This window comes from Coleofasciculus sp. D1-CHI-01 (genome assembly GCF_040218875.1).
Lineage (GTDB): Bacteria > Cyanobacteriota > Cyanobacteriia > Cyanobacteriales > Coleofasciculaceae > Coleofasciculus.
Window position 1 is genome coordinate 1 of the sequence record NZ_JAVJQP010000049.1, and the last position, 14953, is coordinate 14953.

At 44.0% G+C, this 14953-nt stretch carries 17 protein-coding genes and 1 pseudogene; 4 read left to right on the plus strand and 14 right to left on the minus strand.

All coding sequences use genetic code 11. The annotated features are described in order from the left end of the window. Positions 1–450: pseudogene (locus tag RIB93_RS09100) on the plus strand (hypothetical protein); the annotation flags it as partial. A 116-nt stretch (positions 451–566) separates the two neighbouring features. On the opposite strand, the gene RIB93_RS09105 reads toward RIB93_RS09100, so the two are convergent. Next, positions 567–707: a hypothetical protein gene (locus tag RIB93_RS09105; protein ID WP_446343132.1), complete on the minus strand. Its 141-nt coding sequence runs from the start codon at positions 705–707 to the stop codon at positions 567–569. A gap of 336 nt (positions 708–1043) precedes the next feature. Continuing rightward, positions 1044–1409: a phage holin family protein gene (locus RIB93_RS09110; RefSeq protein ID WP_446343134.1), complete on the minus strand. Its 366-nt coding sequence runs from the start codon at positions 1407–1409 to the stop codon at positions 1044–1046. A gap of 347 nt (positions 1410–1756) precedes the next feature. On the opposite strand from RIB93_RS09110, the gene RIB93_RS09115 reads away from it, so the two are divergent. Continuing rightward, complete coding sequence (locus tag RIB93_RS09115; protein WP_446372402.1) at positions 1757–1930, plus strand: YqaE/Pmp3 family membrane protein; 174 nt, start codon at positions 1757–1759, stop codon at positions 1928–1930. A gap of 41 nt (positions 1931–1971) precedes the next feature. Here RIB93_RS09115 and RIB93_RS09120 read toward each other — a convergent pair whose 3' ends face one another. Continuing rightward, a complete protein-coding gene (locus RIB93_RS09120) occupies positions 1972–2322 on the minus strand; it encodes a hypothetical protein (RefSeq protein WP_446372504.1) in 351 nt (116 codons plus the stop codon). Between the two features lie 137 nt (positions 2323–2459). On the opposite strand from RIB93_RS09120, the gene RIB93_RS09125 reads away from it, so the two are divergent. Continuing rightward, the gene (locus RIB93_RS09125) at positions 2460–2642 is read left to right on the plus strand and encodes a CsbD family protein (protein ID WP_446343140.1); all 183 of its coding nucleotides are present in this window, start codon (positions 2460–2462) and stop codon (positions 2640–2642) included. Positions 2643–2727: 85 nt separating this feature from the next. Here RIB93_RS09125 and RIB93_RS09130 read toward each other — a convergent pair whose 3' ends face one another. The 4 genes from RIB93_RS09130 to RIB93_RS09145 all read right to left on the minus strand — a co-directional run bounded on the left by RIB93_RS09130 (position 2728) and on the right by RIB93_RS09145 (position 7812). Then, complete coding sequence (locus RIB93_RS09130; RefSeq protein WP_446372506.1) at positions 2728–4179, minus strand: TrkH family potassium uptake protein; 1452 nt, start codon at positions 4177–4179, stop codon at positions 2728–2730. A 310-nt stretch (positions 4180–4489) separates the two neighbouring features. After that, positions 4490–4900, minus strand: coding sequence for a potassium channel family protein (locus RIB93_RS09135; protein WP_446372404.1), 411 nt, complete (start codon positions 4898–4900; stop codon positions 4490–4492). Between the two features lie 99 nt (positions 4901–4999). Then, a complete protein-coding gene (locus tag RIB93_RS09140) occupies positions 5000–5815 on the minus strand; it encodes a DUF1206 domain-containing protein (protein WP_446372406.1) in 816 nt (271 codons plus the stop codon). Positions 5816–6048: 233 nt separating this feature from the next. Further along, positions 6049–7812: an alpha-amylase family glycosyl hydrolase gene (locus tag RIB93_RS09145; RefSeq protein WP_446372408.1), complete on the minus strand. Its 1764-nt coding sequence runs from the start codon at positions 7810–7812 to the stop codon at positions 6049–6051. Positions 7813–8153: 341 nt separating this feature from the next. Between RIB93_RS09145 and RIB93_RS09150 the strand changes: the two genes are divergently transcribed. After that, positions 8154–9482 carry a glucosyl-3-phosphoglycerate synthase gene (locus tag RIB93_RS09150; protein WP_446372410.1) on the plus strand — a complete coding sequence of 443 codons (1329 nt, stop codon included), beginning with the start codon at positions 8154–8156 and terminating at the stop codon, positions 9480–9482. A gap of 90 nt (positions 9483–9572) precedes the next feature. Here RIB93_RS09150 and RIB93_RS09155 read toward each other — a convergent pair whose 3' ends face one another. From RIB93_RS09155 to RIB93_RS09185, 7 genes are all read right to left on the minus strand, one after another. Next, the gene (locus RIB93_RS09155) at positions 9573–9821 is read right to left on the minus strand and encodes a hypothetical protein (RefSeq protein WP_446372412.1); all 249 of its coding nucleotides are present in this window, start codon (positions 9819–9821) and stop codon (positions 9573–9575) included. A 12-nt stretch (positions 9822–9833) separates the two neighbouring features. Then, positions 9834–10301: a preQ(1) synthase gene (gene queF / locus RIB93_RS09160; RefSeq protein WP_446372414.1), complete on the minus strand. Its 468-nt coding sequence runs from the start codon at positions 10299–10301 to the stop codon at positions 9834–9836. A gap of 84 nt (positions 10302–10385) precedes the next feature. Beyond that, positions 10386–10802 carry a hypothetical protein gene (locus RIB93_RS09165; RefSeq protein ID WP_446372416.1) on the minus strand — a complete coding sequence of 139 codons (417 nt, stop codon included), beginning with the start codon at positions 10800–10802 and terminating at the stop codon, positions 10386–10388. Positions 10803–10845: 43 nt separating this feature from the next. After that, complete coding sequence (locus RIB93_RS09170; protein WP_446372508.1) at positions 10846–12012, minus strand: IS200/IS605 family accessory protein TnpB-related protein; 1167 nt, start codon at positions 12010–12012, stop codon at positions 10846–10848. Between the two features lie 355 nt (positions 12013–12367). After that, positions 12368–12745: a phasin family protein gene (locus tag RIB93_RS09175; protein ID WP_446372418.1), complete on the minus strand. Its 378-nt coding sequence runs from the start codon at positions 12743–12745 to the stop codon at positions 12368–12370. A 117-nt stretch (positions 12746–12862) separates the two neighbouring features. Beyond that, entirely contained in the window at positions 12863–13402 is a 540-nt protein-coding gene (locus RIB93_RS09180; protein WP_446372420.1) for a Uma2 family endonuclease, read from the minus strand. A 201-nt stretch (positions 13403–13603) separates the two neighbouring features. Further along, on the minus strand, positions 13604–14875 hold the full coding sequence (locus RIB93_RS09185; protein ID WP_446372422.1) for a serpin family protein: 1272 nt from the start codon (positions 14873–14875) through the stop codon (positions 13604–13606). Positions 14876–14953: the final 78 nt, after the last annotated feature.

Sequence of the window (14953 nt, forward strand, 5' to 3'; positions counted from 1 at the left end):
TTAGGGACTAAATTTAGATATCCACCGATAACGGAACAACAAAACCCGCCCTCTTCACCGATAACGGAACAACAAAACCCGCCCTCTTCACCGATAACGGAACAACAAAACCCGCCCTATTCACCGTTAACGGAACAACAAAACCCGCCCTCTTCACCGATATCGGAACAACAAAACCCGCCCTCCCCACCCCTAACGGAACAACATAACCCGCCCTCTTCACCACTAACGGAACAACAAAACCCGCCCTCTTCACCGATAACGGAACAACAAAACCCGCCCTCCCCACCGATAACGGAACAACAAAACCCGCCCTCTTCACCGATAACGGAACAACAAAACCCGCCCTCCCCACCGATAACGGAACAACAAAACCCGCCCTCCCCACCGATAACGGAACAACAAAACCCGCCCTCCCCACCGATAACGGAACAACAAAACCCGCCCTAGCTCACCGATAACCGAATGAGGACAAGATCCCCGACTTCTTCAAGAAGTCGGGGATCTGAGCATCTAGCATTTCACAACCCAAACAGGATGGCTATATTAAACCTGTACTTGGTAATTTATTGCCGTTCCTTGGGGCGATCGCCTTCAAAGGGTTGAACACCTGTATCTGGATATTCATCATCGTTAGCGCCGAAAATCCGCTTGACGCCTCCCCAGAGGTAATCAAACATCTCCTGTACTCGTTCTAAAACTGTCATAGCTTTCCTCCACAGGTTATCGTCAAAACCGATTAAAAAAAATGTTATTGATAAATAAGGGCGAATGCCCATCCCCAATGTAGGATAAAGAAGACGTTGTGTCTAGTTCGCTTAACCGAATCCTAGTTTTCACGCTTGTTGACTTGAATCAGTATCTGCGTATTTATACTCAAAGCAAGTGATAATTTGAAAGTCAGTGATTCAGTTAAACCGGGGATGAGCTACTCTTGTGACAACTGTACTTGAGAATACATGGCGCTAACCATCATCCTCTAAAAGTGGTACTCTGGCGACTCTTCAATTAAAGTCCAGGTGTCCATCAATACAGCGTTGTCCTTATTCCATCTCAAGTTCAGGTTCTCGTTGAGCAAAGTAGTTACTCAAGAAGGTATTAACCAGAGATAGGACAATCGGACCTAAAATAAACGCGGGTAAGCCCTGAACGGCAAATCCAGGTACAGCTACAGCAGCTAACCAAAAACACAATCCATTGACCACCAAAGAAAATAATCCGAGTGTCACGATATTCAATGGGAGAGATAGCACAGACAGAATTGGCTTGATAAATGAGTTCACCACGCCAATGGATGCAGCCCCTAATAAAGCCGCTATAAACGTGGCTAGGTCAACACCTGGAACAATTAGATCAACAACCAATAAACTCAAGGCTGTGGCTAACAAGGTAAAAAAGAATGCCTTCATCAATTTTTCCTCACTTGTAATGTTCAAATATCTGAAAAAACGATATTACTCTTACTATCCATCTCTATGGGTCTGATTGTCATCTCTACAGAGATAGATTTTGCCACCTGTTAGATTAGCTGGATAAATTGAGGCAGGTTGGGTCGAGGGACGGACTCAACACAAGCTAGCTTTAGTCTGTTGGGTTGAGCGAAGTCGAAACCCAACCTACCCAAGTGATACAAAGGAGTTGATTCACCTTGCCCACCCGACAATTATGAAAAAATCATTCTCCAGATGGAGGTTAACAACCGAGTTTAGCCGTTAATCTTTATAGAGTAACCGACAAACTTAATTTATTAATCCTTATGAAATTACTCCGAATAGTTTTGGGAATCCTGCTCCCGCCGGTGGGCGTTTTTATGACTACAGGAATTAGCTCAGCCTTTTTGATTAACATTTTGTTAACTTTACTGGGTTTGCTTCCGGGTTCCATTCATGCGGTTTGGGTTATTGTCAAACATGAAGAAAGATACGCTTAATACCGCCGCCTTGTAGAGACGTGCCATGGCACGTCTCTTTTTTAGTCTTGCTCCATTGGCACGAAGACCGTTAAGCCTCCAGGAATACAGTCCACATCAATTGGAGTTTCGCCAATAATTTCTCCATCTAAGACAATTTTCTGGGCAGGCTTCGCGGTCACTTTAACGTAGCGAGTTCTGATATATTTAATATCCTCATGTTCTGCACTTTCCCCCAAAATCGCCGATTGTAGAAGTTCATAAGAGGCGGCAATTACATTGGTTTGATCTTTGGGAGTGACGACGGTTAAATCCAGAAGTCCATCATCATAACTATTAATTACTGCCTCAATAGTTTTGATTGGGCTAGGGCAATGTAAAAAAATAATGCCCTTGATTAAGGTTAGGTTTATACTATTTTAATAGCTAGCCTAAAATATCGCTATCTATAATAATGCCTATTTCTAAAGGAGTACGTCTTCAGCTAGACGTATTAAGTATACCGGATTCGATATAATTTATGGTGTAGAAGTTAATTAAATATATCACTATGAGTACTGAAGATCGAATGAAAGCCACAGCTAAGAATATTGAAGGGAAAGCCCAGGAAGCCATCGGAGAAATTACGGGCGATCCAGAAGACAAGGCAGAAGGTAAAGCTAAACAAACTGAAGCTCAAGTACGACATTCGGTGGAAAATGTAAAAGAGGATGTCAAGAAAAAAATTGACTGATCTGTCTGTTTAAATTTCCATATAAAGCTACCTGTAGGGGCAATTTGCGAATTGCCCCTACGATTGTATAGTTGCGTAAGTCTGGTTACATCCGACGGATTTTCCTGCCAATCATCTTGCCTACGCCACCTAGGGGCCAAGATAGCAAAAGCAGTACGGGAATAATCTCCAAGCGTCCCATCCACATGAATAAAATCAACGTCAACTTACCTAGCCACGGCAAATTAGGATGGGTGATTCCTGTAGACAAACCGACACTTCCCAGGGCTGATGCGGCTTCAAAGATAATGTCACTTAAATTATATTGGGGTGTGACGATATGGAGTAAAACCACAACACCGATCGCGATTGAACTTACCCAAAGTATTGCCAAAACAGCCGCCGACTCAATCCGACGATTCGCTTCATTTTCCTTAATGACTTTGCCGTCTAATTTATAGCGCATCATCTGATGGGGTTTTAGGGTAATGCGTTGAAAGTGCCACAGAATCCCTTTAAACAAAGATACGACACGAGTCAGTTTTAACCCACCGACTGTAGAACCGGAAGCGCCACCGCAAATCATGCCAAAGGTTAAGAAGAGTTTAGTTGTGGGACTCCACAATCGCAAGTTTGTCGTACTAAAACCACAAGTTCCAAAAGCTGAAGCCCACTGGAATATACTATCAATCCAAAGAAGTTGTCCTCTAAACCAATAGTCTTCGAGAACCAGGATCACGATACCCACAGCTAGCAGTATCCACAGCGCTCGATGTTGAGTATCTTGCCACAATGCTGATAGCTTGCGCTGGCGAAGCAGTTGATAGTGAACCGGAAAACTAATCGCCCCCGCGATCATGATCGGGATGACAGCTAACTGGATTTGGGGACTATAGGAACCAATACTATTATCAGTTATGGCAAACCCCCCTGTAGAAATCCCAGTCATGCCATGATTTAGTGCATCCCACCATGGCATTCCAACTAAGCGCAACCAGACGACACTCACCACCGTGTAGAGAAGATAAATCCACCAAATTTGACGTACTGTTTCTGTAATCGTTAAACCAATTCGCTTCTGACGCCCTTCAGCATAGTAAAGTTGATAAGCATCAGTACTGGGTTCTAAGACTGAAACCATCAGCACAATCACACCCACGCCACCAATCCATTCCATAAAGGAACGCCACCACTGGATACTACGCGGTAAGTCACTCGAACGCAGCGCCATGCTTAGTCCTGTACTCGTAAACCCAGAAAACGCTTCAAATAAAGCATTCCAAGGTTCCTGAAAATTAAGCACAGTCATGGAAGGAAGAGTAACATTGGCTAAATGAGACGCAATTAATACCAATGGGATCGCACCAAAAAAGGGAATTAGCCCCCAACTGAGGGCAACAGCTATCAATGCATGAGGTAGGCGTGAGGCTTTTGCATGGCGAAACAGACGATAAAGCCCTTGTCCCGCCGCTAATGATGCTAATGCTGTCCAGAAGAAGGGCAATATTGCATAATATTCACCTAACAAAATGGCGATAGGTATAGACACTAATGCCATGACTCCTGGAACATACAGAAATAAACCCAGGTCACGTAAGATTGTTTTAATATGTCGATTCACGATAACTTAAAAAAATAGGTCTGAGTTTTGACACGTCGCTTCGTTCGAGAGATCCTGGTTTTGGGTGTAGAGACGTGATTTTGAAGCGTCTGTAGGGGCGGGTTTCACTATTATCGTTTATGGCTGCACCTAAATGCAACTAAACCCGCCCAGACCGAGTTTTGACTTGCCGAGTGAGATTCAATTGTAATGATTTAACCTATTCGGTCTAACCAATCAGTTAGAAAATTGCTCATGGTTTAACCTTTTATTCATTGTCAGAATCTTCCATCATCCCATAGAGAGACTTGGCAACAATCATTTCTGGATTAGTGAGAACCTGTACTCCCAAACGTTCAAAAAGAGACTGATGATTGGATTGATTGACCATGCTAATCAGTGTCTTAATTTCGTACTCTTTGCCCAGAAACATCGCCATCAGATTAGCTGAATCATCACTCGTTGCCGCGATTAGGGCATCAGCCCGATCAGCGCTGGCTTCCTCCAAGAGATTACTCTTGGCAATATCCCCTTGAAATACATTAATATCGTGGCTTTTGAGAACCCTTCTGGCTCGTTCTACATCTTCTTCAATCAGGGCGACCTCATGACCATCTTTAAGGGCTAAGTCAATTAAGCTAGCCCCCTCCGGTCCTGCGCCTAAGACAATCAAATACATGACAATGGTTCTCTAAAAAAACAAGCAATAACAGATAGCAAATTTCTGACCTGAAAATGTTTTGAGCGGTCAGTTCTACAATCCAAAATAAGATAGAGTTTACGCCCGAATCCGCCGATATTCTGCCTGAACAAACATGTGAATTCCGTAGGCAATTAAACCAATCGCCACAATTCCCAATAACCAAGGTCCATAAGGTTGTCGAGACAGTGTGTCTAACGCCCCATCCAGTCCTCTGACTTCACTCGAATCATACTGACGACCTGCCTGAATTGCAAAGAAACCAATCATCACAAAGACTAGACCCCGCGCCGCTAAACCCAGTCTGCCCGCACGAGTTGCCCATATTTCCTCAGTATCACTCATCTCGTACAACTTCAGCTTTTTGCGGAATTTAGCTTTGTAAGCTTTATAAAATTGGTAAAAGCCGTAACCAATAATAATTGCGCCAATTATACCCACTAACCACTGACCAAAGGGTTGGGCAAGCAGGCGGGCTGTCCACGTTTGCTTTTTACTTCCATCGCTAGCACTCTGAGTCGCACTCACAATGATTTGAATCGCACTGAAGGCTAAACTTGCATAAATCAAACCACTAATTCCGTAACCAATACGTCTGACAATATCGTCAGCATCATTACTTTTGCCTTTATGATCAGGATCTTGAATCGCTTGGACGAAACGCCAAACCATATATCCAATCAGACCAAAGGCGACTACCGCTAACATGAACTGACCAAAGGGCTGGGCTGCAATTGTGCCTAAAGCGCCTTTGCTATCTGTGGTTTTCCCACCGTTGCCTAATGCAGCTTGTACCGCTAATAAGCCGATAGTTGCATACACAATCCCTTTGGCGGTATACCCCAATCTAGCCAATTTGTCGATCCATGTACTTTCATTACGTGTTTGAGACATAACAATACTTTGCCCTCAACTCTTCTTTTGGGGAATGTACAAAGATTACCGATTGGCAGGCAAAATTATATCTATCGCCGGGATGAAATTTAAACCTCGGCTCTATCTGCCAAAATGATGAGGGTTGGTTCCAATAATTTAAGGGCGGGTTTAGTCAAGTTTTGGGATAGTCGCAAAAGGTTATTGGTAAAACCCGCCCCTACACCGCGAATTTTCAGGCTTTATTTACCCTATTAACTATCGCTGCCAAACTTATTTGTAATCCAGGCTGATTGGTAAGGTTGTAGCTTAAACGTATCATGGATATCGGGAATATTTTGCCCACTAATTAAGTCACGCCACTCATCCGTGGCAATTAAATTCAATTCCAATAACGGTAAGGTTTGGGGCTTATCGCTCAAATTATGGATCGAGAAAATGCTCTGATATCGGTTCATACTCTGTCGCCAAAACACTAATAGTCCCTGATTTAAAGGATGTAGTGTATATTGCGTCGCATTGGGATGAAATGCCTGCTGACGGCGACGAATTTGAATCAATCGAGACAGTTCGCGAAACACGATCGCGTGAGCTGAACTTACCTGTTCTAACTCCCCCTCTAGTTCCGCTATATCCCAGCAATGGCGGTTAATTGAGCGTTTTCTACCCGTCTGCTGCATGCCTGCGCGATCGCTACCCGTCCCTAGCAGACTGTGAATGTAAAATGCGGGAATTCCTTCTAAGGACATCATAATCGTTTGTGAGCAGATAAAACGCTGAATTTGCCATTTATATTCCCCGTTTACGGTTCCCTTAAGAGCATCAAATAAAGCAATATTAATTTCATAAGGAGTTTCTGTCCCATCAGGTTGACGGCGATAGCTAATTTCTCCGCCAAATTGAGTAACACATTGGAGTAATGTCTCATATTCGTCATCCGACAACAATCCCTCTGCCGGACGCAAACCAATGCCATCATGAGATGCGGTAAAATTCAAATAGGCACAACCCATCGGTGCCGGGGGCATCTGCATCATCCAGGTTTTTAGATGATCGGATTTTCCCTGAAGTAAAGCATTAAGCAACAGCGGCGGCAAACTAAAGTTGTAAATAATATGCGCTTCATTTTGGTTGCCAAAATAACTCAAGTTTTCTCGGTTCGGTACATTGGTTTCCGTAATAATTGCCACCGCTGGATCAACGAGTTGTAACAGTTCTCGCAGTAGCCGGATCAGGGCGTGAGTTTCGGGTAAATGGATGCAGGATGAGCCGATGCGCTTCCACAAATATCCCACGGCATCCAGCCGGATATATTTAGCGCCAATAGTGACTACATAAAATAACAGAATTTTGACATATTCCACCAACAGATCAGGATTGGCAAAATTGACATCAATTTGGTCGTCGCTAAATGTCGCCCATACATGCTTTTCGCCGCTTACGGTATCCACTTTGACTAATAAAGGGCTACTCCGGGGACGCACCACTTGGGATAAATCAGTCGTTGGGTCAACTTCAATGAAATAATTACATCCCGGCTTTATCCCCTGTTTAAACTGTTTAAACCAGGCACTTTGACTAGAAACATGATTGAGAACTAAATCCAGCATCAAATCAAAGGTTTGGGCAATGGATTTGATATCTTCCCAGGAACCTAATTCGGGATTGACTTTGAGATAATCAATGATGGCAAATCCATCATCGGAACTGTAGGGACAAACGGGTAAGATATGAACGCCGGTTATTGTGTCCTGAAGATGGTGATTGAGAAACTGTTTGAGTGTCACTAAGGGTTTTTGATCACCCTGACGATAGATGCTGTCGCCATAGGTAATCAGTAGTATCTGCTGTTCATTCCACTTATCGGGATTTTTCGCTACTGAATCGCAACAGTGGGGGCGCAGCAACTGCAATAAGCGCTCCGCTAGTTGCTCGATATCCGCCTCTGGATAGATGACTTCTAGTAGCGGCTTGATGCGTGACTCAAGAGAGTTGACCAGTTGGCTTGACGGCGACATAACGTTGCAAAACAGATCCTTGGGAAATAGTTTGTCGGGAGGATATCAGATAATCCAGGGAGGGTTTATGGCACTAAAGTGCTTACTACGTACCTTTATGGCACTAAAGTGCTTACTACGTACTTTTATGGCACTAAAGTGCTTACTACGTACTTTTATGGCACTAAAGTGCTTACTACGTACTTTTATGGCACTAAAGTGCCTACTACGTACTTTTATGGCACTAAAGTGCTTACTACGAACGAACCCTGTTCCCTGTTTCCAGTTTGTATAGATTATCACAGCATAGTTTTCAAATTAATTGAATAATCAAACGGTTGTGCAGAGGTGTCATCAGTCAGATGGACTATAAGCAAGAATTAATCACAACGATTCATGACTTTGGCTGTAATCTGGATGCTCTTGTAACCCGATTGATCCGCTTAAGTGAAGAATCTCCTACGGCGGTTTTAATTCCAGCACTCTACGAGGAACTCAAACGACCCGCGTTAACTACAATTCGCGATCATCTGGCTGATTGCGAGTTTGTCAAGACGGTTATCGTTTGTGTGAATGCGCCAACGGTGACTGATTATGCCAAAACCTTACAATTTTTTCAAACCTTACCGCAAAAAACCCTAATTATTTGGGAAAATGGTCCACGAGTCACTCAGCTTTTAGCCGATGTGCAGGAGAGGGGGCTGGATTTACTGAAGTTTAAGGGAAAGGGGTTAGCGGTTTGGTTAGGGTTAGGCGTCGCGTCTCTGAGTGCTGATGCGATCGCACTTCATGATGCTGATATTATTACTTATGACTGCTCCTATCCACTCAAACTGCTGTATCCCCTGCTGGATAAGGAATTTGGCATTGACTTTAATAAAGCCTACTATACCCGTTTAGGCAATTATCCCCAGAGTTTTCATGGGCGAGTGGTGCGTTTGTTTATTGCGCCGTTACTCAATGTGTTAAAGGAGGTGTTCGGCGAAAAGAACTACTTACGCTACCTGAGTGCTTATCGTTACCCTCTAGCTGGTGAATTTGCCTTGACTAGCGATTTAGCCTTACACACGCGCATTCCGGCAAATTGGGGTTTAGAAATTGGCTTACTTGCCGAAGTCTATCGCAGTATGCCATGCAAACGCATTGCTCAAGTCGATTTAGGTATTTTTGACCACAAACATCAACCCTTGGGTGAAGATGTGAATTCGGGGTTGCAAAAAATGTGTCGCGATATTTTCCGTTCCATCCTGCGAACCTTAACCGAAGCTGAACAGGTGGTGATTACGATGGAGCATATCCATGCGCTGCGCGTCAAGTTTCGCCGGGAAGCTCAAAGCTTCACTCGTAAGTATTTTATCGATGCTCGCTTCAACGATTTATTGTATGATCGCCACCAAGAAGAAATCGCGATCGAATGTTTTGAACAGGTTATTTCGCACGCAGGTGAGCAGTATTTTAGTGATCCAGTAGGCGCTCAAATTCCGGATTGGACGAGAGCATTAGCGGTTATGCCTGATCTGCGCGAACGACTCATCTATTGTGTTCAACAGGATGTTGCTCAAGTTACCGCCCAAGTTTTAGCGTCAACCCTGACACCGAAGATGGTAAATCCCTTCCATCTGGAGTCGTCAGAATTGCCAGCAGAAACCATGGGATTGAAAAACGACGCGGGAATTTCTATATCTCGATAATATAGATCTGTAGATAGTTTCGTCAGTTGAGTCGGTTAGTTTAGTTTGGGTAGCAAGAGACTCAAATAATAAACTCATGATTCATAATGATCAGACTAAACCCCAGACTCGATACACTTTAATCAAGATAGGAGCCGCCTTAAGTGCGATCGCGGCTATCCTAGCTGTTATCCTAGCAATTTGGTGGGCATTCCGCACGCCTTCTGTATCTCCTGTCTCACCCGCCTCACCCTCTCCACCTGCTTCGCCGTTGACTCCAGAGTTGGTTCCACCTCCTTCAGCCTCACCAGAGTTATCAGGAGAACCAACAAATCCGGAAAATCGTAATTGATGCTTCAAGAAGTCAAGGATCTAATTCTTCGCCTTCTTCTTCTTCTTCTGCTTTTTCTGCTTTTTCTGCTTCTCCTCTTTCTGGTGTTGGACTTCGATAACGGTGTGTACATTCCCTCGTGGGGCAAAATCGCCTTTGATAGTGACTTCTAAAGGATCACAGGCTTCTACAAAATCATCCAAAATCTGATTAACGGATTCTTCGTGAGAAATATAGCGATCGCGGAAACTATTGATATACAGTTTAATCGCTTTGAGTTCTACGACTCGCTCATTGGGAATGTAGCGGATATGGATGGTGGCAAAGTCGGGATAGCCAGAAAATGGGCATTTACAGGTAAACTCTGGCAACGTGATATCGATGTGGTAACGACGCCCAATTCGAGGGTTAGGGAACGTGATCAGCTGTCCTTCGGCAATGGCACGTTCACCATATTTCATCGGTTGTGCATCTGAGACAACAGAGTTCTGAGTTGGGGGATAAGTCATAAGCAGCGAAGAGGATTATTATTTTTTACCTATAACCTAGTACAACGAGGTATTAGTCAGACGGGCGAACCTATCGCCGACAAGCTAAAACGGGTTAAAGTCATCATAGCTTGAAGGATTTGATTCCCAGTCTGGGCAATTCTCACCATCCCAACCATAGGGATGCATTCCACAGACTAATAAATTTCCGCCATAGACTTGACCATGGTAATGACGACAACCAATACAAGCAGGATGTCGTTCCGGCGTCGGATCTCCAGGATAGGTAAAGCCCATGTCCGAATCCGTCGTCATATCTATCTCGTCATACTCTAACTCTAAATAGATCTCAATAATTGGTTCAAAGATATCCTCTAAGCATTTATCTATTTCGGCACCAATGGTATTTTGCCACTCTTCAGCAAAGTCTTCGATGATGTCCGCGACTTCCACGACAACCTCATCGACCACATCTACCAATGATTCCAGGGATTCCACAAAACTTTTAGACCACTCATCCATAGGAAAACGAATCGAAAAAACTCTGAGTTGGGCAAATCCTCACTTAGCTAGAGATCGGGTCGTGGCTAAGGGGGTGTTTGTTTAGGTTGACATCTCCTCTCCTTAAAAGAGAGAGGATTCTGAGCTGATGTGAAGCGACAGCTTGAAAGACTGTCGCTTCACATTTCTCACGATATGATCGTTTCAAATTAGTAAACAGGTCATATCGTTTTGGCAGTGCCAAACTGCCTCTACCCACCTTGGCTAGGTTTACCCCTAGCTGTGTGGCTACTTTTCTGATTATGTTGGCTGCACCGTTGCAGTCAGCATTAATTAGCTGACCGTCAGATGTTCTATACAACCCGCGTTTCACTCTTGTACCTGATGGTGTCCATCCTTCGGGTTTTGCACCGTATTTCGGTAATAAATCACCATCCAAGAATGATGCTTGACTTGTATAAGCTTCCTCGGTCAAGGTCAATACAATCCCATATTCTCCTGCCAGCTGCTTGAGGCGTTCAATTAACCTCCCCGTGGGAATGGGCATGAAGTTTTGGTTCCCCCGTTTACCCATCTGGGGACTGTTTTTTTGTCCCTCATTCCAGCCAATAACCAGATTACCGATCCCGTCAGCCAAGCATCGGTTAACGATGAATCGTGCCGCTTTGTTAATGGCATCTCGCACCTTCTTATTTCGCTTGCATTGCACTCGGTCTAAATTGGTATCCCAGTAAAATTCGGACTTGCCATGCTTATACTTAGCAACCAAGCGGCAATACCCCTGATTCATTGACTTAAGCTTGCGCCCATCAACAATTAGACTTTTCCCTTGGGTTGATACTCCGGTTAACCAATTGGTGCCACCGTGGTCAAACCCCCAGGCTTGAGAGTAATCCAGATTGGGATTAAACTTAATGAGTTTCTTTCCATCATCTATTACCCAGTCAATCCAAAGTTCACCAAGATAAGGGCGAATCGCCACTTCCTTTACCCAATCTGAATCAATGAACTCCGGCAATGGTAACTCAATCTGAGTGATTAATTCAGGCTTGGATTCTTTACTAATGGATGGGCGAAAACATCCGTCTTTTTTTTTCCTCCACTGATAATGACTCTGCCTGGTGTGATAAATTGCACAATTAATTAGACTATTGGCATTTTGACATTGATCTATCCAGTACGCTTTTTCTTCATCCGTAAACTTAGCTTTAATCGGGATAGTTCGATACAGTTTAATCACCTCCTTTATTGCTTTCTCTTGTATATCATTTAGCCAAAACTAACACCCTAAAAGTCAGGTTAAAACCTGAGCCAAACTTTCATCCCCTGGTTAAAACGCAGGGCTTCTCAGTTTCAGCCATGATAGTACAACCATAGCTAATTGTGAGGGATTTAGTCGAATCCTTTGTGCTGACTACAATAGCCAAGCACGTTATATTAAGTTGTCGTACATTAAATTTACACCTTTTCCCGTAGTAGACGCCGTTTACTCGGTGATTCTCTTGCTTCTCCTGCTCACCATAGCACCATGGCACGTCTCTACATAGCGTCTCCTGATTCGGAAGCTATCTACACCTGTGAGCCACTTATTCCCGCTTGAGCCGACGTAGTTCCTCTTGCATCGCTTGAACCTGTTGGCGCATGGCGTCAATATTCTGCTCTTCGCTAGCGGTTTGCTCCTCGTCGTCAGAAATAATTTCAATCCGGCGGGGTTCAGTTCCCGTCTTGTCAGGTTGGGGAGGTTGAGCTGATTGCTGCTGCTGTTGAGCTTGTTGCACCATATCATCAACCATCTTGCGAGCTTCTTCAGTGGTCATTTCACCACGAGCAACCAGTTCATCCGCCAGTTGTTGAGCTTGAGTTCGCAGTTCCCCGATTCTTCCCCCAGCTTTCTCACTGGCATAAGAGGCTAAACCAACGCCAAGATAAAACGCTTTTTGAAACAAATTTCCCAAGTCCGCCATAATAACTGATGCTCCTTCAAGTACGCAAGAACTCTTTTCTAGGATACGAGTGACGCTGGCAAAACGCCTACTTCCATAGTGTATAGAGAAATATGCGGGGATGGGAAAGGATACCGTTTACGCCAACAACTCATCCACGGACACGGTAAAACCCTGTAAGGCTTTCTGGGTACTCACCCGTTGACCCGATGTAAACATCAACCCCTGATTTTCCGTCATCACCATCACCCAGCGACTCTCCGGAAACACCAGCCAAACTTCTTCACCCCCTGACTCTAAATACTCCTGGGCTTTGAGCAACACCATCTCGGCTATATCCGTTGGCGAAACAATCTCAGCACACAAGGGAAAACTCTGAGGTAACGTAGCTACATTACCAAACTGCGCCACCAGTTCCGGGGTCAAATATGCCACATCAGGAGAACGTCCCTGCTTATTGGTGCGACAAGGCACATCTGTATAAACTTTTCCACCTTGTCCACTGGAGTTTTTGTAATCGTCCCAGTAACGACCTAGCTTCAGTTGAATTTCACCATGTCTGAGTGTCATACCGTTTTTTTCCACCAGTTGACCATTTACCCACTCCATTTTCTCAGGCGGATTGACCATAAAGTCGTCCAGTGAGAATTTGTCTGGGATAAGAGTTGCTGTTCCCATTGTTATTTCCTCATCCTGATCACGCTTTCGAGTATTTCCCTATTCTAATTTATCCAAAAATAACAACTTTAACCTGGATGGTACGAGCCTTGAGCCTAGGAACGAACCTTGAGCCTAGAACTAAAGTTCTGGCTTAAAGCTTAAACCCGTTAAAACGGGTTCAAAGATTTATTCAGCAAGCTACATTGATATTTCTGGTTTCTATTTGGGTTCTCGAATGGAACCCATGAATAAAATTGTTCCTGTTTGATTATCGCGAATCGCACAGAAAAAGGGACGATCAACCACCATCTCGAAGGGGGTTTGGGGAATAGTCGCAGAGGTGGGAATTATGCCAACAGAAGTCGCTGCTGCCGCTTCTGTGCCTTCTTCATTCACTTCGACAAAAGTTTTATGTTTGACTTGATTAATTAAAACATCTGCCTCTGTCATATTAGAAAAATTAGCCCGACGCTCAAAAGCAACGTCCATCCCCAAGGCTTTTAAGGCTTCGTTGAGTTGAATTTCGTACTCTAATTTAAACCGAGGTAGTACAATTGAGCCATCCCGTTTACCGAACTGATTCATCCATTGTTGCCAGTTTTCTGGATTAAGTTGCTGCTCAAAGGTATCTAGACTCACAGTTTCACGGGGGAGGAAGACATAGAAACTTAGGCGTCCTTTACCGTAAGGTAAGCTGATGGCTTGTACGCTGTCATCTTCATAATATTGATACTCTCCCGATTGAGACATCATCGGGTGTTGTTTCTGAGTCCCATCGGCTAAATAAAAGGGACGATCTACCGTTTTATCTTTGTCAAATTGCTCCATCCAGTTGCCTTTAAAATAGATGGCATTGATCAAAAATAGAATATCGTCGGGTTGGATGTCGCTAATAATTTGCGGTATTTTGCCATTAGTATTTTCATTGACCCAGTTATTGATGATGCGTTTAGCTTCAGGGTTAGCAAAGTCTAGGTCAGTTACTTGAGCATCATAAAATTCCTGATTACGTTGCAGGAATTCGGGTTTAAATGAAATGTCTTGTTTTGCCCAAAGCGAGTTGGCGATGGAAAGCTGAATATCAGAGTCGGCGTTTTCTAAGGTAGTTTTTAATGCTTCATTTGCCTGGTTAACCTCTGACAGACTCATTCCTTGGAGTTCTAGCGCGTTTGCCATAGCCGCTTGGGTTTCACCACTTGCCCCATTGTACGTCATGGCTAGCGCGATCGCGACGCTGGTTGGCGAGATAAAAACGTTCTTATTGCTATCTTGCTGAAGAATCTCAGAAAATAACTTAAATCCAAATTTGGTATTGGCTTCAACGATTTGGGTATCCACAGATGGGTTGGGTTGCTGTGCGGTTAACTCTGGCTTTTGAGGGTTTGGGGCGTTTTGGGCATTGATATTTTTGCTGATTAATCCGGCTAGTAATCCGGCGAAAATGATACATGCGGCGATAATGCCAGTGCGACGGAGTGTCTGTTGATTCATTAGTATACCTCGATAACCCATGTTCTGTTTAAGGATGACCGATTGGGGTTAGAGGTGTTCCGCAGGTTGCTATTTTGG